The 19,251-nt window shown below is 68.6% G+C and carries 20 protein-coding genes; 7 read left to right on the top strand and 13 right to left on the bottom strand.

The window, feature by feature from the left end:
• Positions 1 to 5: 5 nt before the first annotated feature.
• The 4 genes from IMW82_RS09630 to IMW82_RS09615 form a co-directional block, all read right to left on the bottom strand.
• Positions 6 to 992, bottom strand: a complete 987-nt coding sequence (locus IMW82_RS09630) for a fimbrial protein (protein WP_108471728.1) — start codon at positions 990 to 992, stop codon at positions 6 to 8.
• Positions 985 to 3,753: a fimbria/pilus outer membrane usher protein gene (locus IMW82_RS09625; protein ID WP_234411326.1), complete on the bottom strand. Its 2,769-nt coding sequence runs from the start codon at positions 3,751 to 3,753 to the stop codon at positions 985 to 987. Before IMW82_RS09625 ends, IMW82_RS09630 begins: the two co-directional genes overlap by 8 nt.
• A complete protein-coding gene (locus IMW82_RS09620; RefSeq protein ID WP_108471727.1) occupies positions 3,750 to 4,493 on the bottom strand; it encodes a fimbria/pilus periplasmic chaperone in 744 nt (247 codons plus the stop codon). Before IMW82_RS09620 ends, IMW82_RS09625 begins: the two co-directional genes overlap by 4 nt.
• A 90-nt stretch (positions 4,494 to 4,583) precedes the next feature.
• Complete coding sequence (locus IMW82_RS09615; protein WP_108471726.1) at positions 4,584 to 5,114, bottom strand: fimbrial protein; 531 nt, start codon at positions 5,112 to 5,114, stop codon at positions 4,584 to 4,586.
• Positions 5,115 to 5,632: 518 nt separating this feature from the next.
• Between IMW82_RS09615 and IMW82_RS09610 the strand changes: the two genes are divergently transcribed.
• From IMW82_RS09610 to IMW82_RS09585, 6 genes are read left to right on the top strand one after another with little or no spacing between them, the layout of a single operon-like run.
• On the top strand, positions 5,633 to 6,250 hold the full coding sequence (locus IMW82_RS09610) for a hypothetical protein (protein ID WP_108471725.1): 618 nt from the start codon (positions 5,633 to 5,635) through the stop codon (positions 6,248 to 6,250).
• A 32-nt stretch (positions 6,251 to 6,282) separates the two neighbouring features.
• Positions 6,283 to 6,687, top strand: coding sequence for a hypothetical protein (locus IMW82_RS09605; RefSeq protein WP_108471724.1), 405 nt, complete (start codon positions 6,283 to 6,285; stop codon positions 6,685 to 6,687).
• Positions 6,680 to 6,880 (top strand): helix-turn-helix transcriptional regulator, encoded by a 201-nt coding sequence (locus IMW82_RS09600; RefSeq protein WP_108471723.1) that lies wholly within the window; start codon positions 6,680 to 6,682, stop codon positions 6,878 to 6,880. Before IMW82_RS09605 ends, IMW82_RS09600 begins: the two co-directional genes overlap by 8 nt.
• A gap of 20 nt (positions 6,881 to 6,900) precedes the next feature.
• A complete protein-coding gene (locus IMW82_RS09595; protein ID WP_108471896.1) occupies positions 6,901 to 8,454 on the top strand; it encodes an alpha/beta hydrolase in 1,554 nt (517 codons plus the stop codon).
• 11 nt (positions 8,455 to 8,465) lie between these two features.
• Positions 8,466 to 9,200 (top strand): ATP-binding cassette domain-containing protein, encoded by a 735-nt coding sequence (locus IMW82_RS09590; RefSeq protein ID WP_108471722.1) that lies wholly within the window; start codon positions 8,466 to 8,468, stop codon positions 9,198 to 9,200.
• The gene (locus IMW82_RS09585; RefSeq protein WP_108471721.1) at positions 9,197 to 10,393 is read left to right on the top strand and encodes an ABC transporter permease; all 1,197 of its coding nucleotides are present in this window, start codon (positions 9,197 to 9,199) and stop codon (positions 10,391 to 10,393) included. Before IMW82_RS09590 ends, IMW82_RS09585 begins: the two co-directional genes overlap by 4 nt.
• A 57-nt stretch (positions 10,394 to 10,450) precedes the next feature.
• Here IMW82_RS09585 and IMW82_RS09580 read toward each other — a convergent pair whose 3' ends face one another.
• The 3 genes from IMW82_RS09580 to rmuC all read right to left on the bottom strand — a co-directional run bounded on the left by IMW82_RS09580 (position 10,451) and on the right by rmuC (position 12,900).
• Positions 10,451 to 10,783, bottom strand: coding sequence for an EF-hand domain-containing protein (locus IMW82_RS09580; RefSeq protein WP_108471895.1), 333 nt, complete (start codon positions 10,781 to 10,783; stop codon positions 10,451 to 10,453).
• Complete coding sequence (gene folE / locus IMW82_RS09575; protein ID WP_108471720.1) at positions 10,780 to 11,382, bottom strand: GTP cyclohydrolase I FolE; 603 nt, start codon at positions 11,380 to 11,382, stop codon at positions 10,780 to 10,782. Before folE ends, IMW82_RS09580 begins: the two co-directional genes overlap by 4 nt.
• Positions 11,383 to 11,457: 75 nt before the next feature.
• On the bottom strand, positions 11,458 to 12,900 hold the full coding sequence (gene rmuC, locus IMW82_RS09570) for a DNA recombination protein RmuC (protein WP_108471719.1): 1,443 nt from the start codon (positions 12,898 to 12,900) through the stop codon (positions 11,458 to 11,460).
• A 125-nt stretch (positions 12,901 to 13,025) separates the two neighbouring features.
• Here rmuC and IMW82_RS09565 point away from each other — a divergent pair, with 125 nt between their 5' ends.
• The gene (locus IMW82_RS09565) at positions 13,026 to 14,219 is read left to right on the top strand and encodes an FAD-dependent oxidoreductase (protein ID WP_108471718.1); all 1,194 of its coding nucleotides are present in this window, start codon (positions 13,026 to 13,028) and stop codon (positions 14,217 to 14,219) included.
• Positions 14,220 to 14,252: 33 nt separating this feature from the next.
• Here IMW82_RS09565 and IMW82_RS09560 read toward each other — a convergent pair whose 3' ends face one another.
• The 6 genes from IMW82_RS09560 to IMW82_RS09535 form a co-directional block, all read right to left on the bottom strand.
• Complete coding sequence (locus tag IMW82_RS09560) at positions 14,253 to 15,425, bottom strand: class I SAM-dependent rRNA methyltransferase (RefSeq protein WP_108471717.1); 1,173 nt, start codon at positions 15,423 to 15,425, stop codon at positions 14,253 to 14,255.
• A 137-nt stretch (positions 15,426 to 15,562) separates the two neighbouring features.
• Positions 15,563 to 15,997, bottom strand: coding sequence for a hypothetical protein (locus IMW82_RS09555; RefSeq protein ID WP_108471716.1), 435 nt, complete (start codon positions 15,995 to 15,997; stop codon positions 15,563 to 15,565).
• Positions 15,998 to 16,027: 30 nt separating this feature from the next.
• Positions 16,028 to 17,206 carry a glutathionylspermidine synthase family protein gene (locus IMW82_RS09550; RefSeq protein ID WP_108471715.1) on the bottom strand — a complete coding sequence of 393 codons (1,179 nt, stop codon included), beginning with the start codon at positions 17,204 to 17,206 and terminating at the stop codon, positions 16,028 to 16,030.
• A complete protein-coding gene (locus tag IMW82_RS09545; protein WP_108471714.1) occupies positions 17,206 to 17,745 on the bottom strand; it encodes a DUF1190 domain-containing protein in 540 nt (179 codons plus the stop codon). The genes IMW82_RS09550 and IMW82_RS09545 overlap by 1 nt, the downstream gene beginning before the upstream one ends.
• An 86-nt stretch (positions 17,746 to 17,831) precedes the next feature.
• On the bottom strand, positions 17,832 to 18,791 hold the full coding sequence (locus IMW82_RS09540) for a serine/threonine protein kinase (protein WP_108471713.1): 960 nt from the start codon (positions 18,789 to 18,791) through the stop codon (positions 17,832 to 17,834).
• A complete protein-coding gene (locus IMW82_RS09535) occupies positions 18,788 to 19,228 on the bottom strand; it encodes a hotdog fold thioesterase (protein ID WP_108471712.1) in 441 nt (146 codons plus the stop codon). Before IMW82_RS09535 ends, IMW82_RS09540 begins: the two co-directional genes overlap by 4 nt.
• Positions 19,229 to 19,251 lie beyond the last annotated feature (23 nt).

Genomic DNA, 19,251 nt, shown 5'->3' with positions numbered 1-19,251 from the left:
GGAACCTACTGGTACGAGAGCGTGAAGGTCGCCGTGGCGCCAAGCAGGCCCGCGCTCACTGCACTTCCCGTCTGGTAGTAACGGGCGAAATAGTTCACCGAGAGTGCGCCGTTCGGCGTGGCGCCGATGGTCTGGGCGACGCCGAATTGCACGGGGGTCGTCCCCGATGAATCCAGCACCTGCACGCCAACGCCACCGGCGCTGCCGCTCGATGGCGCGATCACGCCCGGCTTGCCGGCGACCGGCGTGGCGGTGTCCAGGGTGATGCGGACGACCGCGCCGCTGGAGCAGGTCAGTCCGATCTGGAATGGAGTGGTGCCGGCGACCGAACCCGCGCCGCCGAAGGCCTGACTGGTGACCGTAGGCAGGTTCACGGTGATGTTGCTGGTGCTGACCTGGCAGGCGGGTGCGGTGAAGGTCAGGGAACCAGCCAGGTTGATCGTTGCGTAGGTAATGAAATTGGTGGCGCCTGCCCTGAGGGCGGCCAGCGGGCCCTGCAGGGAGCCGCCGTTGGCGATCGGGCCGGTTTTCACCAGCTCGATCGTGACCGAGCCGGACTCGGTGTATACGGCCTGGTTGTCCCGACTCTGGGCGTAGGGGTACGCGGTGATATAGACACCGTTTTCCAGTACCCGGTAGCCCACGCCGGTGATGTTGGTGGGGAACAGGTTCGTGTTGGTTGGCAGGAGGGCGCCGGAAGGCGCCACCAGTCCCCAGCCGTTGCCCTGGCCGTTGCAGTAGTAGGTGACCGGAGTGCTGATCGGGGTGGGGGCCGAGGTGTAGAGCACGGTGCCCGCGGCGATATTGGGGTCGTTGACGAGGGTCGACGGCACGGACACCGTGTAGGTAGCCGACGTGGTGCCCGTGCAGCCGGAGGCATGCGCCCATCCGGGCGCCAGTGCCAGCAACGCCACGGCCACGAGCACGGCGGCGCCGCGAGCGAGGCGTGCGCGGATCGAGTACAGCACAGGCGGCCGAGGTGGTCTATTCATGATGGCTCACCTCGGAGGCTGGCGTGGCGCCGGGTTCATGGCAGCTGGCGTCCTGTGTGGCGTAGCGGTCGGTGCCGGCCGTGGCGGGGGGCGCCCGGTAGGCGAACGCGCAGTGGTGCGCGCTGCCCGCCGCGTCCTCCCATTGCACGCCCAGGTGCCCCGTCTGCCGCGAGACGCGCGCCATGATGCGCCCGGCCTGGCCCACGGCGCCGACCACCTGGCCCTGCTCGTCCAGCACCTCCGCGCCGAACGGCAGGGTCTTGCCGTCGGCAAGGTGGGTCTGGATCAGCACGAAGCGCCCGCTCTCGCTCTTGAACTTCACCATCACCACGGCGCCGGCGCGCGGTGCCACCTGGGCGCTGGTGTTGTCCAGCTGCACGTCCAGCGGCAGGCCGGTGGGATCGATGTCGATCGTGTTGAGGACGTACGGGGTGACATAGGGCACCAGCGCGTAGCCGGCGTCGTCGATGCGCACGCCGGCCGCGTTGCCGACGCGTGCTCCAGCAGCGCCGGGCGCCTGCACGATGGCCACGGTGTCGCCCAGCGGCTGGCCGAAGGTGACGCCGCCCGGATGCGCGACGATGCCACCCGTCACGTTCAGCGATGCCTGCGAGTAGCCGCTGCCCATGCCGAAACCGGCGTTGAGCAGCGCGTGGGTACCGCGGTAGCCCGCGTTGATGCTGCCGGTACTGCCGGTGCTGCCGGTGGCGTTGCTGCTGTCGTGCGTCGCGGTGGCGCCGTAGTAGAAGCGGTTGTCGACCCCGGCGTTGCCGTTGAGCGTGGCCTGCTCCTGCATGCCGCCGTTGCCATCGCGGGCGAGGCTGCCGGTGAAGATGGGGGTATGCGAATCGTCGCCCAGCGGAATCGTGAGATTGACCATGTAGCGGTTGTCGCTGCGCCCGAACAGGTCGCGTTCGCGGGCGGCCGAGAGGTTGTAGCTGACCCGGCCGATCGCGTTGTTGTAGCCAACCTGGAACTGGGTGTCGGTGCCACCGCGGTTCCAGTAGTCGCGGGCCGAGCCGTTGACGTAGAGCGAGCCGCCGCGGCTGCCCAGCCGTTGGCTGAGGGTGAGGCTGAAGTTGTTGCGCTGGCGATCGACGCCGTTCGGCGTCAGGAAGTCGCGGTAGTCGACGCCCGCCAGCGCGGCCTGCTGTGCCGGCGTGAGCAGGTTGGAGAGCGGCACGCCGTTGATCGTCAGCGGCTGGGCCGGGCCGCTGGCGAATACCGGCAGACCGCGGCGGGCATAGTCGCGTGCCCGCACGGCATCGCCGAGGGAGAGGAAACCGCTGGTCGAGTAGCGGTAGGCCGCCACGGTCAGCGAGGTGCCGGTCTGTGCCAGGATCTTGCTGTAGCTCAGGCGCACACTCTGGCCGGACATCGCGTTCAGGCCCGGGATACGCGTGCGCGCGCCGGTGACGTCCGCGGCGAACGCGCCATAGCGCGTGTTCAGCGCGCCGCCCAGCAGCAGTGCCGCGTAGCCTTGCGAGCCAGCCGCGCCGGCATAGCCGGTCAGCAGGTTGGAGAAGCCGCGCTGCACGGTAGCCTGCACCACGTTCGGCTTGTGTTCGATCGACGTGTCGCGCAGCTGGCCAGCGGCCACGCTGAAGCGGGTGACGTCCGGGCGCAACAGCTGCGGCACCGACGCGTATGGCACCGAGAAGGTGTGCACGCGGCCGCTGGCCTCGGTCACGCTGACCTCGATGTCGCCGCCGTAGCCGGTGGCGTAGAGGTCGTCGATGACGAACGGGCCCGGTGCCACCGTGGTCTGGTAGATCATCATGCCGTTCTGGCGCACGGTCACCTTGGCATTGCTGTCGGCGATACCGCGCACGGTGGGCGCGTAGCCGCGCTGCGACTGCGGCAGCATGCGGTCGTCCGTGGCCACCTGCACGCCGCGCAGGCCGATGCTGTCGAAGATCTCACCGCTGGTCCAGGCATCGCCCAGCGTCAGCTGCGCGCGCATTCCCGGCAGGTCGCGCTGCGCGTAGGTGGCGATGTTCTGCCAGTGGTGGCCGGAACCCACGCCGCCGGTGCCGGATTGCCAGCCCAGCGAGGAAGTGTGGCGCAGGTGCCAGCGACCCAGGTTCAGGCCGGCGTTCAGGCCGAGATACGACGAGGTCTGCGACAGGCCGTGGCTGCTGGTGCGATAGCTGTTGAAGTTGTAGTTGAGCAGGCCGGCGTTGACCCCGGAGTCCCAGTATTTCGGGTCGACGTAGCCACGTGCCATCAGCCCCAGGGAGGCCTGCGGCACGCTGGTGTCCAGGCGCAGGTCGGACATCTCGAACGCCATGCTGGCGCCGGGAATTACGCGGGCCATGTCGACGCAGACCTTTTCGTCGGCCAGATCGGCGGTGGTCCGGGCTGACAGGTCGGTCGGGTGCAGGCCCAGCCTGTCGAGCAGGGGCTGGGTGACACAGGGCGTGGCGGCGGCATCGGCCGATGTCGCCGCAAAGCGCACGTTGCTGCGGCCGACGGGGCGGTCGTTGAGGTAGATGTCGACGCTGTAGGTGCCGGCTGGCACGAAGTCGCCGCGCTCGAAGCGGGACAAGTCGGTGGTGTTCTGCCCTGCGCCGGAAAGCATGCTGCGGTCGAAGCTGGCATCCATGGCGTCGACGGCCGGCGTGCTGGCGTCCGCGTTCGGGCCGGCGGCGGTCGTCGCGGCCACGGCGTGACCGCACCAGCCGCACAAGGCCAAGCCGATCAGCGCCGACAGCAGCTGGCGGCGCATCGCCGCCGGAGCGCTGGCGCGCGACCGGCTCACGGCGCGATCTTGCCCTGGTAGGACGCGGCGGCACCGAAGTCGTTGATGACGGTGTAGTCGACCGTGCTGCCCGCGGCCGGCGCATGGACGAGCCGCTTGACCGGCAGGCGCAGCGACGACAGTGGCGCCACCATGCCGCTGTCCGGCGCATACGCTACGCCGTCGACGCTCAGCGACAGCTTGCTGAAGGTGATGTGGTACGGCGTGGGGTTGCGGGCCTCCAGCGCGTAGCCACTGCCATCCGCGACCACGTGCCAGGTGACGTCGCGAGCTGCGGTGGAGGGATCGCCGGCCAGGTTGGCCGGGCGGAAAAAGAATTTGAGCCGCGAGCGCACGGCGAACTGCAGCGTGTTTTGTTCCTCGCCCGGTTTCGCCGTGGGCTTGGGCGGAATCTCCAGCACGTTCAGCCAGAACAGCGACTCGCGGTCAGCTGGCAGCGGCTGGCCGGTGTAGATGATGCGCAGGCTCTGGCCCTTGCCCGCGTTCATGCGCGCCAGCGGCGGCGTGATCAGAAAGGGCACCTTGGCGCTGTCGGGAGTGGAGTCGGAGTTGCCGCTGTCGATCCACGCCTCGATCAGGGCTGGCTGGTTGCCGGCGTTGCTCAGGCGCACGGTGACCTCGCCGTTGGCCGCCGGAAACACCACGCGGGTGCCGGCAATCACGACGCTGGCGTGGGCGGGGCCGATGGTGGCGCCAAGCGCGATCAAGGCTGCACCAATGGCGCAGAGCAGGCTTTTCATCAGGGTATCCGTGAAAATCGAAGACATCGCGGCGACGGCAGCAAGACCGCTGCAGCCACGTCGCCCTGGCTGCAGCGCGTCGGTGCCTGCTTACATATAGGTCATCGTGAAACCGACCGACGAGGTGACCAGGCCAGCCGTGGTTGCCGTGGCAGTCGAGATGTACTGCGCCGTGAGCGAAGCGGAACCCGCGCCGCCGGTGACGGTGATGACCGGGGCATTGGCCTGGGTCGACGTATTGATCGCAGCGCTGCCGTTCAACAGCTCGATCTCCACGTTCGAGCCGCCGGTGGTGGCGTTCTTCAGGTTGCCGGTGGTGCTGTCGATGCTGGTGCCGGCGGTGAACGCCATGTTGGCGCTCGCGGTATTCGTGTCGCAGTTGCTCAGGTCAACGGTGAAGTTGGTGGAGCCGGCCACGTTGCCCGCTGCCGAACCGAATGCCGCCGCCATGACGGTCGGCAGGGCGACGACGTTGCTCGCGCTGTTGTTGATCTTGATGACGCAGGTATCGGCGAGCACCGTGCCGGTGAAACTGATGGTGCCGCTGCTGGCGGCCTGGGCAGTCGGAGCAAGGGCGGCGGTGACGGCAACCAGGGCGGTGCAAAGCAGGGTCTTGTTCATGGGTCGATCATTCCTGTAGGTGCGTACGAGTGATGGTTTTGCATGGCAGCAGCGGGTAGCGTCGGACTGGCTGGCCGGAGATCCGACCGGCGTCTGTTGCAGTTTCGGGAGTCCCCCCGGACATCGAATGCCTGCCGTGGCTTCTGAGGCGGCTGACCGCTTAAAGCAAGCGGCGTGCCAGAATTTGCACGTAAACGGTTACTCAAAGCTGTCAGGCCGGTCGTGGGACTGGCAGAGTTGAAGAAGGGCAACGCTTTTCGCATGATTTGTCAGTTTCCCCTGACAAAAATTGGCACTTCAAACTGCGAACTATGTCACTTATCCCTCACACCGTCATCATGCCATCTTCATGCGTGGCGATCATGGGTTGGGGATCTGAAAGCCCTTTTGTAAAGTGACCTTGACACGAGCGAGGCAGCCTGCCTATCCTGTGCTTGTCAAGGTCGCTTGACATGGCCAGCGGGGTGCCACGCGTGTACGGCGCCGGCCGCCAGGCGAAACGCAGGAGGGGATGGGAGATGCCACGTTTTACGGAAAGGCGTTACCAGCGCCGGGTGGCGCTGGCGATGGTGCTGTATGTCGCCGTGCTGCTAATGGCGTGGCCGCTGGTGCGCGGCACGGCCAGTGTGCCGCTTAAGGTGGTGCTGGCGCTGCTGCCCACGCTGCCAGTGCTTTACGTGATCTGGCAGATGGCGCAGCGGGTGTGGCATGCCGACGAGCTGGAGCAGCGCACGCATCTCGTCGCACTGGGTGCATCCACCGCGCTCGTCGGCGTGGCCAGTCTGGTCGGCGGCTTCCTGGCGGCAGCGGGAGTCGTGGTGCTGGATGGCTCGATCCTGATCTGGGTGTTTCCGGTGCTGCTGATCGGTTATCAGGCGGCGCGGTGGTGGGTGGCGCGCCATTACGGTAGTGAGCTGACCTGCGCCGGCGCTGACGCCGGCATGCCGCTGCGCTGGCGCCTGCTGTTGGTCGCCGGGTTGATCGCCGTGGTGGGGTGGTTCGCCTTCCGTCGCCACGATGCCTTCGATGTCGGACTGTTCATGGGCATGGCGGCCGCGGCGGTGTTGTTCGTGCTGGTGCTGGGTGTCCTGCGCTGGCGCCGCCGCTCCTCGGCCGTGCCATCCGATGACGCCTGAGTCGCTGTCCATCACCATCACCGGAGCCTCCGATGCGCGCCGTCCATAAGCGCTACCTGCGTGAATTCCTCCCGGCCATGCTGGCCTATGTGGTGCTGATCGTGCTGTCGGGGCTGCTGCTGCCGAAGCTTGCCAGCCTGCCATGGCGGGTGGGGCTGGCATTGCTGCCGCTGCTGCCGATCGTGCTGGCGATCCGCGCGATGGTGCGGGTGCTGCGCGATCAGGACGAACTGGAGCGGCGCATCGACCTGGAATCGTTTGCGATAGCCGCCATGGCGACCGGTTTCGGCTTCTTCAGCTTCGGCCTGCTGCTGCTGGCGGATGTGGGCTGGCAGGTGCGCGGCGGAGCGGTGGCGATCTGGGTGATGCCGTGCCTGTTCGCGACGTTCGGTCTCGCCAAGCTGGTGGTCGTCTGGCGTTATCGCCGTCATGCATAACCACGTACGCGAATTGCGCGGCGAGCACGGCTGGTCACAGGCGGACCTGGCCGAGCGGCTGGACGTATCGCGGCAGACCGTCAATGCGATCGAGACCGGCAAGTACGATCCGAGCCTGCCGCTGGCGTTCAAGCTCGCGAAACTGTTTGGCCGTCCCATTGAATCGATTTTCGACCCGGGGAGCAGCACGTGAACAAGAAGTCCAGAGCACGCATGGGGGTAGTGGTCGCCATCGCGGTGGCGATCTTCGCCGCCAGCCATGGCGGCCATCGCCGCGGGCAGGACAAGGACCTGCCGCCCGCGGCCGCCGCCTCGCCGGCGCCTGCCGCGAAAGTGGCGCCGGCCAAACCGGCGACCTGGAAGCTCGGCGCCGTCACCTTGTCCGCCTGCGAACTGGCGCAGCCGAACAGCGGGCTCAGCACGGCGGCGTGGTGCACCGAGTTCCCGGTGCCGGAAAACCGCGCCGATCCGCACAGCCGCACGATCAGGCTGAAGCTGGCGGTGCTGCGCTCGCGGGCGCAGGTGGCAAGTCCCGACATGCTGGCCTTCCTCGCCGGCGGTCCCGGCCAGGCGGCGACCGACTCGGCGGGCCTGGTGGCGTCGGTGCTGCAACCGCTGCTGGCGCATCGCCACGTGCTGCTGCTGGACCAGCGCGGCACCGGTGGTTCGAATGCGCTCGACTGCAAGGCATCCTCCGCGGTCGCCACGCCGGGAGACGACAGCACGTTCGACGCCGACAAGCTGCGGGCGGCGGCGGCCACCTGCCTGAAGCAGCTGGCCGGCCACGCCGACCCGCGCTACTACACCACCACGATCACGGCGCAGGATCTGGAAGACGTGCGCAAGGCGCTCGGCGCGCCGCCGCTTGACCTGGTCGGCGTGTCGTACGGCACGCGGATGGCGCAGCAATACCTGATGCGCTTCCCGCAGGCGGTGCGTAGCGTGGTGCTGGACAGCGTGGTGCCGAACTCGCTGGCGCTGGGCGAGGATTTCGCGCGCAACCTGGACGATGCGCTGAAGGCGCAGTTCGCCCGCTGCACCGCCGAACCGGCTTGCAAAAAGCAGTTCGGCGATCCGGACCAGACCCTGTACCAGCTGCGCGACGCGCTGCGCGCGAACCCGCACCAGGTCAGCTTCCGCGATCCGCAGAGCTACCAGACCGTGAAGCGGATGCTGGACGAGGACTCGCTGGCCAGCGTGGTGCGCATGTTCGCCTACACACCGGCCACCGCCGCCTTGCTGCCGCTGTCGATCGACGCGGCCGCCCGTGGCGACGTCGGCCCGCTGCTGGGCCAGGCCAAGCTGCTGTCCGGCGAATTGTCCGAGTTGATGGGCAGCGGCATGCAGTACTCGGTGATCTGCAGCGAGGACGCCGACCTGCTCACGGCGCGCCCGCAGGACGCGCAGACGATCCTCGGCACGCGCATGGTCGACGCGCTGAAGGCGGTCTGCTCGGTGTGGCCGAAGGGCGTGCGCCCGGCCGACTTCCATCAGCCGCTGAAGAGCGACAAGCCGGTGCTGCTGCTGGCCGGCCAGTACGATCCGGTAACCCCGCCGCGCTATGCCGACGAGGTGGCCAAAGGCCTGCCGAACGCGCGCGTGCTGGTGCTCAAGGGCCAGGCGCACAGCGTGATGGCCACTGGTTGCACGCCGCAACTGATCGAGCACTTCGTCGAGAAACTCGACCCAAAGACGCTGGACGCGAGCTGCCTGGACCGGCTGCAGCCCACGCCGATCTTCATCGACTTCAATGGTTCAACCCCTTAAGGAGCCGCGCCATGATCGAGGTAAGGGATCTACACAAGGCGTTCGGCACGGTGAAGGCCGTCGACGGCGTCAGCTTCAGTGCCCGTGACGGCGAGATCACCGGCCTGCTCGGCCCCAACGGCGCCGGCAAGACGACCACCTTGCGCATGCTGTACACGCTGATGACGCCGGACCGTGGCCAGGTACTGGTCGACGGCATCGATGCGGCGGTCGACCCGCTCGGCGTGCGCCGCCGGCTCGGCGTGCTGCCGGATGCGCGCGGCCTGTACAAGCGGCTGACCGCGCGCGAGAACATCGACTACTTCGGGCGCCTGCACGGCCTGCCGGAGGAGCTGCTGGCGAGCCGGCGCGAGGCGCTGGTGAAGGCGCTGGAGATGGACGACATCGCCGACCGGCGCACCGAGGGTTTCTCGCAGGGCCAGCGGGTGAAGACGGCGATCGCCCGCGCGCTGGTGCACGACCCGCGCAACGTGATCCTCGACGAGCCGACCAACGGCCTCGACGTGATGGCCACCCGCGCGCTGCGCCAGTTCATGCGGCGGCTGAAGGACGAGGGCCGCTGCGTGCTGTTTTCCAGCCACATCATGCAGGAGGTCGCCGCGCTGTGCGACCGCATCGTGGTGATCGCGCACGGCCGCGTGGTGGCCGACGAATCACCGGACGCACTGCGCGCGCAGACCGGCGAATCCAACCTGGAAGACGCCTTCGTGAAGATCATCGGCAGCGAAGAGGGACTGGCGGCATGAACAAGGCAACCCCGAAAACCCGCGCCTTCCTCACCGTGTTCCTGAAAGAGGTGAAGGAGAACCTGCGCGATCGCCGCACCCTGATGAGCGCGTTCCTCACCGGCCCGCTGCTGGGGCCACTGCTGTTTGTGATGCTGATCAACTTCACCCTCAACCGCGAACTGGACAAGGCCGAGAAGCCGCTGCCGGTACCGGTGATCGGCGCCGAGTACGCGCCGAACCTGCTCGACGCGCTGAAGGCCGGCGGCGTGGTGCCGGGTGCGCCGGTGGCCGACCCCGCGCAGGCCGTGCGCCAGCAGGACGCCGACGTGGTGCTGCGCATCGCCGCCGGTTACGGCAAGGCCTGGCGCAAGGGCGAGCCGGTGCAGGTCGAGCTGTTCTACGACTCCTCGCAGCGCGACGCCAATACCTCGGTGGAGCGGGTGACCAAACTGGTCGAAGGCTATGCGCGGCAGCAGGGCGCGATGCGGCTGGTCGCGCGCGGCATGTCGCCGGGCACGGCGTGGCCGCTGCAGGTGGCCCGGCGCGACCAGGCCACGCCACAGTCGCGCGCGGTGCTGATGTTCGCGATGCTGCCGTACTTCTTCGTCATCACCATCTTCATGGGCGGCATGTACCTGGCGATCGACCTCACCGCCGGCGAGCGCGAGCGGCAATCGCTGGAGCCGCTGTTCGCCAACCCGGTGGCGCGCTGGAAGATCCTGTGCGGCAAGCTGGCGGCGATCTGCGCGTTCTCCACCGCCAGCCTGCTGATCACCCTGCTGGCGTTCGCCGTGGTGGGGCAGTTCATTCCCGCCGGCAAGATCGGCATGGAGCTGGATCTCGGCCTGCACTTCGCGACCTACGTGCTGCTGCTGATGCTGCCGCTGGTGCTGCTGCTGGCCGCGCTGCAGTCGATGGTGGCGGCGTTCGCCAAGAGCTATCGCGAGGCGCAGACCTACATCTCGCTGCTGATGCTGGTGCCGATCATTCCCAGCCTGCTGCTGTCGTTCATGCCGATCAAGGCGCAGGCGTGGATGTACGCGGTGCCGCTGCTGGGCCAGAACCTCGGCATCATGCAGCTGCTGCGCGGCGACGGTGTCAGCGCGGTGCAGCTCGTCCTGTGCCTGGCCGGCAGCCTTGCGGCAGCGTTGCTCGCGATGCTGGCGACGGTGCAGCTGTACCGCTCGGAGAAACTGGCGATCTCGGCCTGACAAGAAGCCAAGAGCAACCCCGCCCCGGCCCTCCCCTGCGTCGCAGGGGAGGGAGCGCTATTGCGGCGGCGCAGTCAGTTCGCGGGCGTCGAGGTAGCCGTCGTGATTGCGGTCGAGCTTGTGGAACTGGCGGCGCAGGTTGTCCCGATACTCCTGCAGCGTGATCGGCTGGCCGCGCCCGCCGGGCAGCTCGTCGCTGTCGATGATGCCGTTGCCGTTGCGGTCCATCGCCTGGAAGCCGCGGCTCATGTAGGCGACGTATTCGGCCTCGCTGACCCGGCCGTCCCCGTCGCGGTCGAACAACTGCAGGTATTGCGAGCGGGTTTCCTGCGCCGACGCGGCCGCCGTCGCCAGCAGCAGCGCCAGCGCGGCAGCCAGCCGCGCGTTCAGCGGTGGCCGCCGTGGATGCCGATGAACTGCAGGAACTCGGCGCGGGTGCGTGCGTCGTCGCGGAAAGTGCCGAGCATCTGGCTGGTCACCATCGACACGCCGCGCTTGTGCACACCGCGGGTGGTCATGCACTCGTGGCTGGCGTCGATCACCACCGCCACGCCGGCCGGCTGCAGGGTCTCCTGGATGCACTGGGCGATCTGCGCGGTGAGCTTCTCCTGCACCTGGAAACGGCGCGCGAAGCCGTCCACCACGCGCGCCAGCTTGCTGATGCCGACCACCCGGTTGGTCGGCAGGTAGCCGACGTGGGCGCGGCCGATGATCGGTGCCATGTGGTGCTCGCAGTGGCTCTCGAACTCGATGTCGCGCAGCACCACCATCTCGTCGTAGCCGTTCACCTCCCGGAAGGTGCGGCGCAGGTAGTCGCCCGGGTCGGAATCGTAGCCGGCGAACCAGTCGCGGTAGGCCTTGACCACCCGCTTGGGGGTGTCCAGCAAGCCTTCGCGCGAAGGGTCCTCGCCGGCCCAGCGCAGCAGCGTGCGCACGGCCTCCTCGGCCTGTTCCTGGCTGACGTCGTTGGGGTTGCGCTGCTCGCTCATGGGGAATCTCGGGTGGGCGGATGGGGCAGTCTAACGTCCGCGTCAAGCCGGCGCAGGTCCGGGCGGGCGGGAAAGTCAGGTCTCGGTGTCGTCGTCACTGTCGTCCGGCGTGGGCACGTCGTCCAGCAATTGGCGGGTGACGTCGCCTGGCGCGGTTTCCACGCCGCGCAGCCTGCGTTCGATGGCACGGGTACGCACGCCGGTCGCGTCGATCTGGTTGCTGGCCTGGTCGAGATTCTTCTTGACCTTGTCCAGCACCGCGCCGAACTTGCCGAATTCGGTCTTGACCGCGCCCAGCAGTTGCCATACCTCGCTGCTGCGCTTCTCGATCGCCAGCGTGCGGAAGCCGGCCTTGAGGCTGGTCAGGATCGCCGCCAGCGTGGTCGGCCCGGCGACCGTGATGTGATGGTCGCGCTGCAGCGACTCGAACAGGCCCGGCCGCCGCAGCACTTCGGCGAACAGGCCCTCGGTGGGCAGGAACAGGATGGCGAAATCCACCGTGTGCGGCGGCACCACGTATTTGCTGCGGATGCGCTTGGCTTCCTCGCGCACGCGTCGTTCCAGCGCATTGGCGGCGTCCGCGGCGGCGACGGCGTTGGCGTTTTCCTGGGCGTCCTGCAGGCGCTGGTAATCCTCGAGCGGGAACTTGGCGTCGATCGGCAGCCACAATGGGGCGCCGTCGACGCCGTTGGGCATGTGGATGGCGTATTCCACCCGCGCGTCGGTGTTGGGCACCACGGCCACGTTGGCGGCGTACTGGTCGGGCGTCAGCAGTTGTTCGAGCAGGGCGCCGAGCTGGGTTTCGCCCAGTACGCCGCGTGTCTTCACGTTGCCTAGCACGCGCTTCAGGTCGCCGACGCCGGTGGCCAGGCTCTGCATCTCGCCCAGCCCGCGCTGCACCGCTTCCAGTCGTTCGGACACCAGCTTGAAAGACTCGCCGAGGCGGGTTTCGAGCGTGGCGTGCAGCTTCTCGTCGACGGTGGCGCGCATCTGCTCGAGCTTGGCCGCGTTGTCCTGCTGGATCGCGCCGAGCTTGGCCTCCAGCGTGGCTCGCACTTCGCCCATGCGCTTCTCGTGCTCGGCGCCGAGCGCGGCCAGGCGCTGCTGCTGCTGCTCGCCGAAATGGTTGAGCGCAAGCGTGGTTTCCTCGCGGCTCTTGCGCGCGTCCTCGGCGAGGCGCTGTGCCAGTGCCTGCAGGCCGGTGTCGGTGCGTTCGGTGAGCAGGGTCAGGCGCTGGCCGAAACCCTCGATGCGCTCGCCCTGCTGCTGCGACATGCCGCCGAACTGCTCGCCGAGGTGGCCGCGGAAACGGTCGAAGCCCTGCTGCAGCTCCTCGCGCCCGGCGCGCTGCTCCTCGCGCAGGGTGCGTTCGACGCGCGCGCTGTCGTCCTTCAGCGCATCCAGCTTCGCGTCCAGGCCGGGGTCGCCGCGGCCGCGCAGCAGCAGTGCGAGCTGCAACAGCAGCACCAGTGCAGCGAGGATGACGAGGGCGATCAGCAGGATTTCATTGGGCGGCATGGAACGTTTTCCCGGGTCGATGCATCCAGTGTACGTCGAGCGGTCTCATCGGCTGCGCCTGGATTTCACGTTGCCGCTGCCAGGGCGGTGCATCATGGGTCGATCCATCGGCCCGGGAGACAGACATGGAACACATCCACGATTACCTGATCATCGGCGGCGGCATGACGGCCGACGCGGCCGCCAAGGCGATCCGCCAGGTCGATGCCGCGGCGAACGTCGGCATCGTTGGTGCCGAGGCGCAACCGCCGTACCAGCGGCCGCCGCTGTCCAAGGCGCTGTGGAAGGGCGACAAGTCGGTGGCCGACATCGACCTGGCCACCGCGCAGAGCGGCGCGACGCTGCATGCGGGCCGGCGCGTCGAGTCGCTGGACCGGGTGGCGCGCACTGCGCGCGACGACCACGGTGACAGCTACCGCTACCGTCGCCTGCTGCTGGCCACCGGCGCCACCCCGCGGCGGCTGCCGTTCGAGGGTGGGGAGCGGATCATCCATTTCCGCACGCTGGACGATTACCAGGCCTTGCGGCGCTACGCCAAGCCTGGCGCCTTCATCGCAGTGATCGGCGGCGGCTTCATCGGCTGCGAGCTGGCCGCATCGCTGTGCGCCCTCGGCTGCAAGGTGACCTTGCTGTTTCCCGGCGAGACGATCGGCGCGGGGCGCTACCCCGATAGGCTGGCGCGCTATCTCGACGCGTATTACCGCGATCGCGGAGTGGACGTGCGCAGCGGTGTGCGCGTGGAGGGCAGCAACCCCACCGATGGCGGTGTGGAGCTGGCGCTGTCCGACGGCAGCCTGCTGCGCGTGGAGGCGGCGGTGGCCGGCCTCGGCGTGACGCCGAATACCGCGCTGGCCGAACAGGCCGGGCTTGCCGTCGACAACGGCATCGTGGTCGACGCGCAGCTGCGCAGCAGCGATGCGGACATCTGGGCTGCCGGCGACGTGGCCAATTTCCACAACCCGGCGCTGGGCCGGCGCCTGCGCGTGGAGCACGAGGACGCGGCGGTTAGCATGGGCCGCCATGCCGGCCGCGCGATGGCTGGCGTGGCCGGGGAATACACCGTATTGCCGTTCTTCTATTCGGACCTGTTCGATCTCGGCTATGAGGCGGTCGGCCTGCTGGACACGCGGCTTGAGGTGGTCGAGGACTGGCGCGAGCCGAACCGCGAGGGCGTGGTGTACTACCTGGACGGCGGCCGCGTGCGCGGCGTGTTGCTGTGGAACACGTGGGACCAGGTGGATGCGGCGCGCGAACTGGTCGCGCAACCCGGGCCGTTCGACGCCGCCTCGCTGCGTGGGCGGCTGCCGCGAAAATCCTGACCCATGCCGCTCCTGCAAAAAAGCCGGGGCGGCTCAATCCACCCGGCAAAACACCGCCTTCAGGTAACGTCCCTCGGGCACGTCGGTGCGGAACGGGTGGTCGGCGCCGGCACCGCGCACTTCCAGCACCTGGATTTCGCGGCCGGCGTTGAGCGCCACCCGGCGCAACATCTCCAGGAACTCGCCTTCGCCGACCAGGCCGGTGCACGAGCAGGTCAGCAGCAGGCCGCCGGGCGGAATGATGTCCAGCGCCATGCGATTCATCGCAAAGTATTTCTTCAGCGCGTCCATCACCTTGCTGCGGTCGCGGGTGAGCTTGGCCGGGTCGAGGATCACCGCGTCGTAGCGCTCGCCGCGCGCCACCGCGGCGCGCACCCAATCGAAGATGTCGGACTGCTCGAACGTCACCGCGACGTTGTTGGCGGCGGCGTTGGCGCGGGCGACTTCCAGGATGCCCGCGTCCAGATCCACGCCGACCGCCTCGCGTGCGCCAGCCGCCATCGCGTGCACCGCGAAGCCGCCGGCGTTGCAGCACAGGTCGAGCACGCGGCGGCCCTTCGCCAGTTCGGCGAAGCGTTTGCGGTTGTCGCGCTGGTCGGCGAAGAAGCCGGTCTTGTGGCCCGAACCGGGCGCGGCGTGGAAGCGCAGGCCGTGCTCGTGCACCTCGAACGCGGCGGGCACCTCGGGGCTGCGGCAGTCGAACGATTCCTGCTTCTGCACGTGTGATTCGGCGAACCAGTACAGTTGCGCATCGGGGAAGTGCGTGAGCAGCGCGGCGTGGATCGCTTCGCGGAACTTCCACATGCCGGCGGCGAAATATTCGATGACGAGGACGTCGGCGTAGCGGTCGACGATCAGGCCGGAAAGATCGTCGCCCTCGCTGTGCACCACGCGCCAGGCGTCGCTGACGGCATCGAGCTGCAGCCAGTCGCGGCGCAGCTGCACCGCGCGGGCGATGCGCGCGGCAATCCAGTCGGCGTCGATCGTGGCGTCCGGATGCGTGTCGAGCAGGCGCAACGCGATGCGCGCGTGACCGTTCCAGAACGCACGGCCGACGAAGCGGCCCTTCGCATCCTGCACCTCGACCACGCTGCCGGGCGGCAGTTTCGATTCCGGCTTGTAGATCTGCGCCGACCACACCCACGGGTGGCCGGGGCTGCGGTCGGATTTCAGGCGGATGACGGGCAGCGAGGTAGGCGTATTCATCCGTGCATGATAGCTGCTGCTCTGCTTCCTCCCCTGCTTGCAGGGGAGGCTAGGAGGGGTTGCTCGGGTTGGCAGGGAAGATCAAAAGCGCCCCACCCCGGCCCTCCCCCTGCTTCGCAGGGGAGGGAGCAAGAGCGTCAGCGCAGGCGCAGGATCAGCCAGGAGAGCAGGGCGAGCAGGTTGATGCCCAGGCGCGACACGGACGGACCGGCGGCGGCGAGCACGAAACCCTGGGTGCCGAAGTGCCAGTCCAGGGCCAGCCGCGGCGTGGCCTGTAGCGTGACGAACACGTTGACGAAGGCGCCGCAGTGCAGGCCGTAGCTGAACACCGGAAGCGCGATCAACGGCAATTGCAGCAACTGCGCCCAGCGCGACAGGCGCACGCCGTGTTCGCTACCGGCAACCAGCTGGACCCCGGCCGCCAGTACGAAGCCGTACAACGCCAGGCCGAGCAGGGCGAGCACACTGTCGTGCGCGCCGAACGGCAACAGCCGGTGCAGCATCGCCGCCACGCCGTAGAAGCCACCGGCGATTTCGAGGACGCCGATCAGGCGGAACAGGAGGGTGCGCATGCGGGGCCTTGTGCGGAAAAAGACGCAAGCTTAGGCGATCAGCACGCCGCGCGCTTCCTCGACGATCGCATGCGGCACGAAGCGGGCGCTGTCCTGGGTGACCAGCGAGCGGTCCTCGCGGATACCGATGCCGCAGGCGCGGTCGCCGACCACCCAGCTTCCGATCAGTGGGTGGTGGCCGTCGAAGCCGGTCAGCGGATGGCAGGCCTGGCGGATGCACGGGCCGTCGTAGGGGCCGTCGGTGCGCAGTTCGCGGCCGTCGTCCAGGTGCATCGCGATGTTGGCGCCCTCGCGCGAATGCAGCGGCTTGCGCACCCAGCCGCGCGGCAACTCATCGCCGCCGTCGAACTCGGCCGGCAGCAGGTTCGGATGGCCGCGATGCGCGTCCCACAGCAGCGGCAGGATGCCCTTGTTGCTGAGCAGCGCCTTCCACGGCGGTTCGATCAGCTGCAGGCCCGAGCGCGGCAGGTATGCACCGAACGATTCGCGGAACAGGTCTTCCAGCGGGTACAGCTTGAACAGGCAGCCGATCACGTGGTCGTCGAGGTCGGTGAAGCGGCCGTCGGCGGAGATGCCGATGTCTTCGATCGCCAGCGCGCCGCAGTCGATGCCGGCCTGCAGCGCACAGTCGCGCAGGTAGGCGACGGTGCCCTGGTCTTCCGCCGAATCGCGCACGGCGGCGAAATGGAACGGCCGCGCGATGCGTCGCGCGATCGTGCCGAACGCTTCCACCAGGGATTCGTAGATCGAGTTGAACTGGTCGCTGCCGGCCGGCAGTTGGCCGCGTGCAAGCTGGTCTTCCAGCCATTGCCACTGGAAGAACGCGGCTTCGAACAGCGAGGTCGGCGTGTCGTAGTTCAACTCGTACAGCTTGGCCGGGCCATGGCCGTCGCAGGCGAAATCCATGCGCCCGTACAGGTGCGGCTGGCGCTCGCGCCAGCTCTGCGCGATCCAGTCGCGGTACGGTTCCGGGATCGCCAGCTGCTGCATGTGCTGCTCGCTGCCGACGACGCGTTCGACCATGTCCAGCGCCATCGCGTGCAGCTCTTCGCTGGGCGCCTCGATGTCGTTCTCGATCTCGCGCAGGCTGAAGGCGTAATACGCCGACTCGTCCCAGTACGGCGCGTCGTCGATGGTGTGGAAACCGAAACCGCACGCGGCGGCCTTGGCGCGCCAGTCGGGGCGCTCGGCCGTGGCGACCCGGCGCATCAGCCGCCGATGCCGCGGCTGCTGCCGGACGTGCCGAAGCCGGAACGGCTGACCGTGACCGCGCGGTTCGGCGTGGCGTTGACCGGCACCATCGCGGTGCCGGCACCGCCGCGGTAGACGCCGCCGGCGCCGGTGGCGGGGCGCTGCCAGCCACCGCTGTTGTCGCGGAACGCCGGCGCGCTGTTGAAACCATTCGCGGCCACGCCGTTGCGCGACATCATCTGCGACAGGAAGAAGCCGGTCATCAGCGGGCCGAAGAACGAATGGCTGGCGCCATCGCTGCGTTCGGCGCACTGCTCCTTGCCGTAGCTGGCCTCGCAGGCCTCGCGATTGGCGAAGCGCGGCGCGGTGGTCGCCGCGTCCTGCTGCGCCTTGGCGAACGCCTGCTGGCAGGTGTCGCGGTCGTTGGTCTGCGCCACGCAGGCCTCGACTGAGGTGTACAGGCCTTCACGCGACGCGCTCTCGCTGCGGTCGCAGGCGGTCAGCAACAACGGGGCCGTGCTCATCAGCAGCAGGGCGGCGGTGCGGGATCGTTTCATGGACACACTCGGCAAGGTATCCGGCCAAGCATGCCTGCTTGCGCGTGCGGATGAAAGTTCTTGCGATCGAATGCCGCAGCGGACCCTCATCCCAGCGCGTCGGCCAGCTCGTGCAGGTCGGCGATGTGCTGTTCCCACCAGCGCGATTCGGCGGCGAACGGGAATGCCGCGGGGAAGGCCGGGTCGTGCCAGCGCGCGGCGATCCAGCCGGCGTAGTGCAGCTGGCGCATCGCGCGCAATGCGGGGACCAGCGCCAGTTCGGCGTGGTCGAAGTCGCGGAACTGCTGGTAGCCCTCAAGCACGGCATCCATCGCGCGTTCGTCGTTCGCCAGCATCCACAGATCCTGCACGGCGGGGCCAGTGCGGGCGTCGTCGAAGTCGACGAAGTGAGGGCCGGCGTCGGTCCACAGCACGTTGCCGGGGTGGCAGTCGCCGTGCAGGCGCAGCTGGCGCAGCGGGCCGATGGCCTCCAGGCGCGCGGCGATCGCCGCATCCAGCCGCGTCGCCGCCGCGCGGTAGTTCGTCTGCAGCGAGACCGGCAGCAGCGACGAGCCGAGCACCGCCTGCATCGGCTGCTGCACCATCGTGTCGCGGTCGAGCTTGCCGCGATGCACGAACGGCGCGCGGGCGCCGATCAGGTGCAGGCGCGCGATCAGCCGACCCAGCCATTGCAGCTGGTCGATGGTTTCCAGCTCCGGCGCGCGACCGCCGCGGCGCGGCGTCAGCGCGTAGTGGAAGCCGGCGTGATGCAGCAGGGTGCGGCCGCCGAACGCGAGCGGCGCCACCACCGGCAGTTCGGCGTCGGCCAGCTCCTGCGTGAACGCGTGTTCCTCGATGATCGCCGCATCGCTCCAGCGGCCGGGTCGGTAGAACTTCGCTATCACCGGCGCGGACGGTTCCAATCCATCGTGCTCCAGCCCTACCTGCCATACCCGGTTCTCGTAGCTGTTCAGCGCCAGCAGGCGGCCGTCCGGCCACAGGCCGCAGGCGCTCACCGCGTCGAGCACCAGGTCGGGGGTGAGGCTGGCGTACGGGGCGTCGTTCAACGCACGCCCATGCCGCGCGCGGGGATCACCGCCATGGTGATGCGCGAGATGCACACCAGTGCGCCGTCTTCGGTCTCGATGCGGATCTCCCACACCTGGGTGGTGCGGCCGAGGTGCAGCGCCTTCGCGGTGCCGGTCACCGTGCCGCTGCGCACGCCGCGGACGTGGTTCGCGTTGATGTCCAGGCCCACCGCCAGCTCCTTCTCGGGGTCCAGCGTGAGCATCGCCGCGGTGCTGCCCAGCGTTTCGGCCAGCGCCACCGAGGCGCCGCCGTGCAGCAGGCCGTAGGGCTGGTGGGTGCGCTGATCGACCGGCATGGTGCCCTGCAGCCAGTCGTCGCCGACCGCGGTAATGCGGATACCCAGCGCCTCCATCATGGTGTTGGCGCTCCAGCCGTTGAGGCGGGCCAGGTCGGCGGGTTGTTTCCAGAGGCTCATCGTTGATTCCCGTGATGCGAACC

It is taken from the genome of Rhodanobacter sp. B2A1Ga4 (genome assembly GCF_018101315.1).
Classification (GTDB): Bacteria; Pseudomonadota; Gammaproteobacteria; order Xanthomonadales; family Rhodanobacteraceae; genus Rhodanobacter; species Rhodanobacter thiooxydans_A.
Note: the sequence above shows the minus strand (reverse complement) of the source record. Positions and strands in the feature narration are given on the sequence as shown.

Bases quoted from the DNA above. Each gene is read 5' to 3' on its own strand.
- IMW82_RS09630 (WP_108471728.1), bottom strand. From the start codon at position 992: ATGAATAGACCACCTCGGCCGCCTGTGCTGTACTCGATCCGCGCACGC.
- IMW82_RS09620 (WP_108471727.1), bottom strand. From the start codon at position 4,493: ATGAAAAGCCTGCTCTGCGCCATTGGTGCAGCCTTGATCGCGCTTGGC.
- IMW82_RS09615 (WP_108471726.1), bottom strand. From the start codon at position 5,114: ATGAACAAGACCCTGCTTTGCACCGCCCTGGTTGCCGTCACCGCCGCC.
- IMW82_RS09610 (WP_108471725.1), top strand. From the start codon at position 5,633: ATGCCACGTTTTACGGAAAGGCGTTACCAGCGCCGGGTGGCGCTGGCG.
- IMW82_RS09605 (WP_108471724.1), top strand. From the start codon at position 6,283: ATGCGCGCCGTCCATAAGCGCTACCTGCGTGAATTCCTCCCGGCCATG.
- IMW82_RS09600 (WP_108471723.1), top strand. From the start codon at position 6,680: ATGCATAACCACGTACGCGAATTGCGCGGCGAGCACGGCTGGTCACAG.
- IMW82_RS09595 (WP_108471896.1), top strand. From the start codon at position 6,901: ATGGGGGTAGTGGTCGCCATCGCGGTGGCGATCTTCGCCGCCAGCCAT.
- IMW82_RS09590 (WP_108471722.1), top strand. From the start codon at position 8,466: ATGATCGAGGTAAGGGATCTACACAAGGCGTTCGGCACGGTGAAGGCC.
- IMW82_RS09585 (WP_108471721.1), top strand. From the start codon at position 9,197: ATGAACAAGGCAACCCCGAAAACCCGCGCCTTCCTCACCGTGTTCCTG.
- folE (WP_108471720.1), bottom strand. From the start codon at position 11,382: ATGAGCGAGCAGCGCAACCCCAACGACGTCAGCCAGGAACAGGCCGAG.
- rmuC (WP_108471719.1), bottom strand. From the start codon at position 12,900: ATGCCGCCCAATGAAATCCTGCTGATCGCCCTCGTCATCCTCGCTGCA.
- IMW82_RS09565 (WP_108471718.1), top strand. From the start codon at position 13,026: ATGGAACACATCCACGATTACCTGATCATCGGCGGCGGCATGACGGCC.
- IMW82_RS09560 (WP_108471717.1), bottom strand. From the start codon at position 15,425: ATGAATACGCCTACCTCGCTGCCCGTCATCCGCCTGAAATCCGACCGC.
- IMW82_RS09555 (WP_108471716.1), bottom strand. From the start codon at position 15,997: ATGCGCACCCTCCTGTTCCGCCTGATCGGCGTCCTCGAAATCGCCGGT.
- IMW82_RS09550 (WP_108471715.1), bottom strand. From the start codon at position 17,206: ATGCGCCGGGTCGCCACGGCCGAGCGCCCCGACTGGCGCGCCAAGGCC.
- IMW82_RS09545 (WP_108471714.1), bottom strand. From the start codon at position 17,745: ATGAAACGATCCCGCACCGCCGCCCTGCTGCTGATGAGCACGGCCCCG.
- IMW82_RS09535 (WP_108471712.1), bottom strand. From the start codon at position 19,228: ATGAGCCTCTGGAAACAACCCGCCGACCTGGCCCGCCTCAACGGCTGG.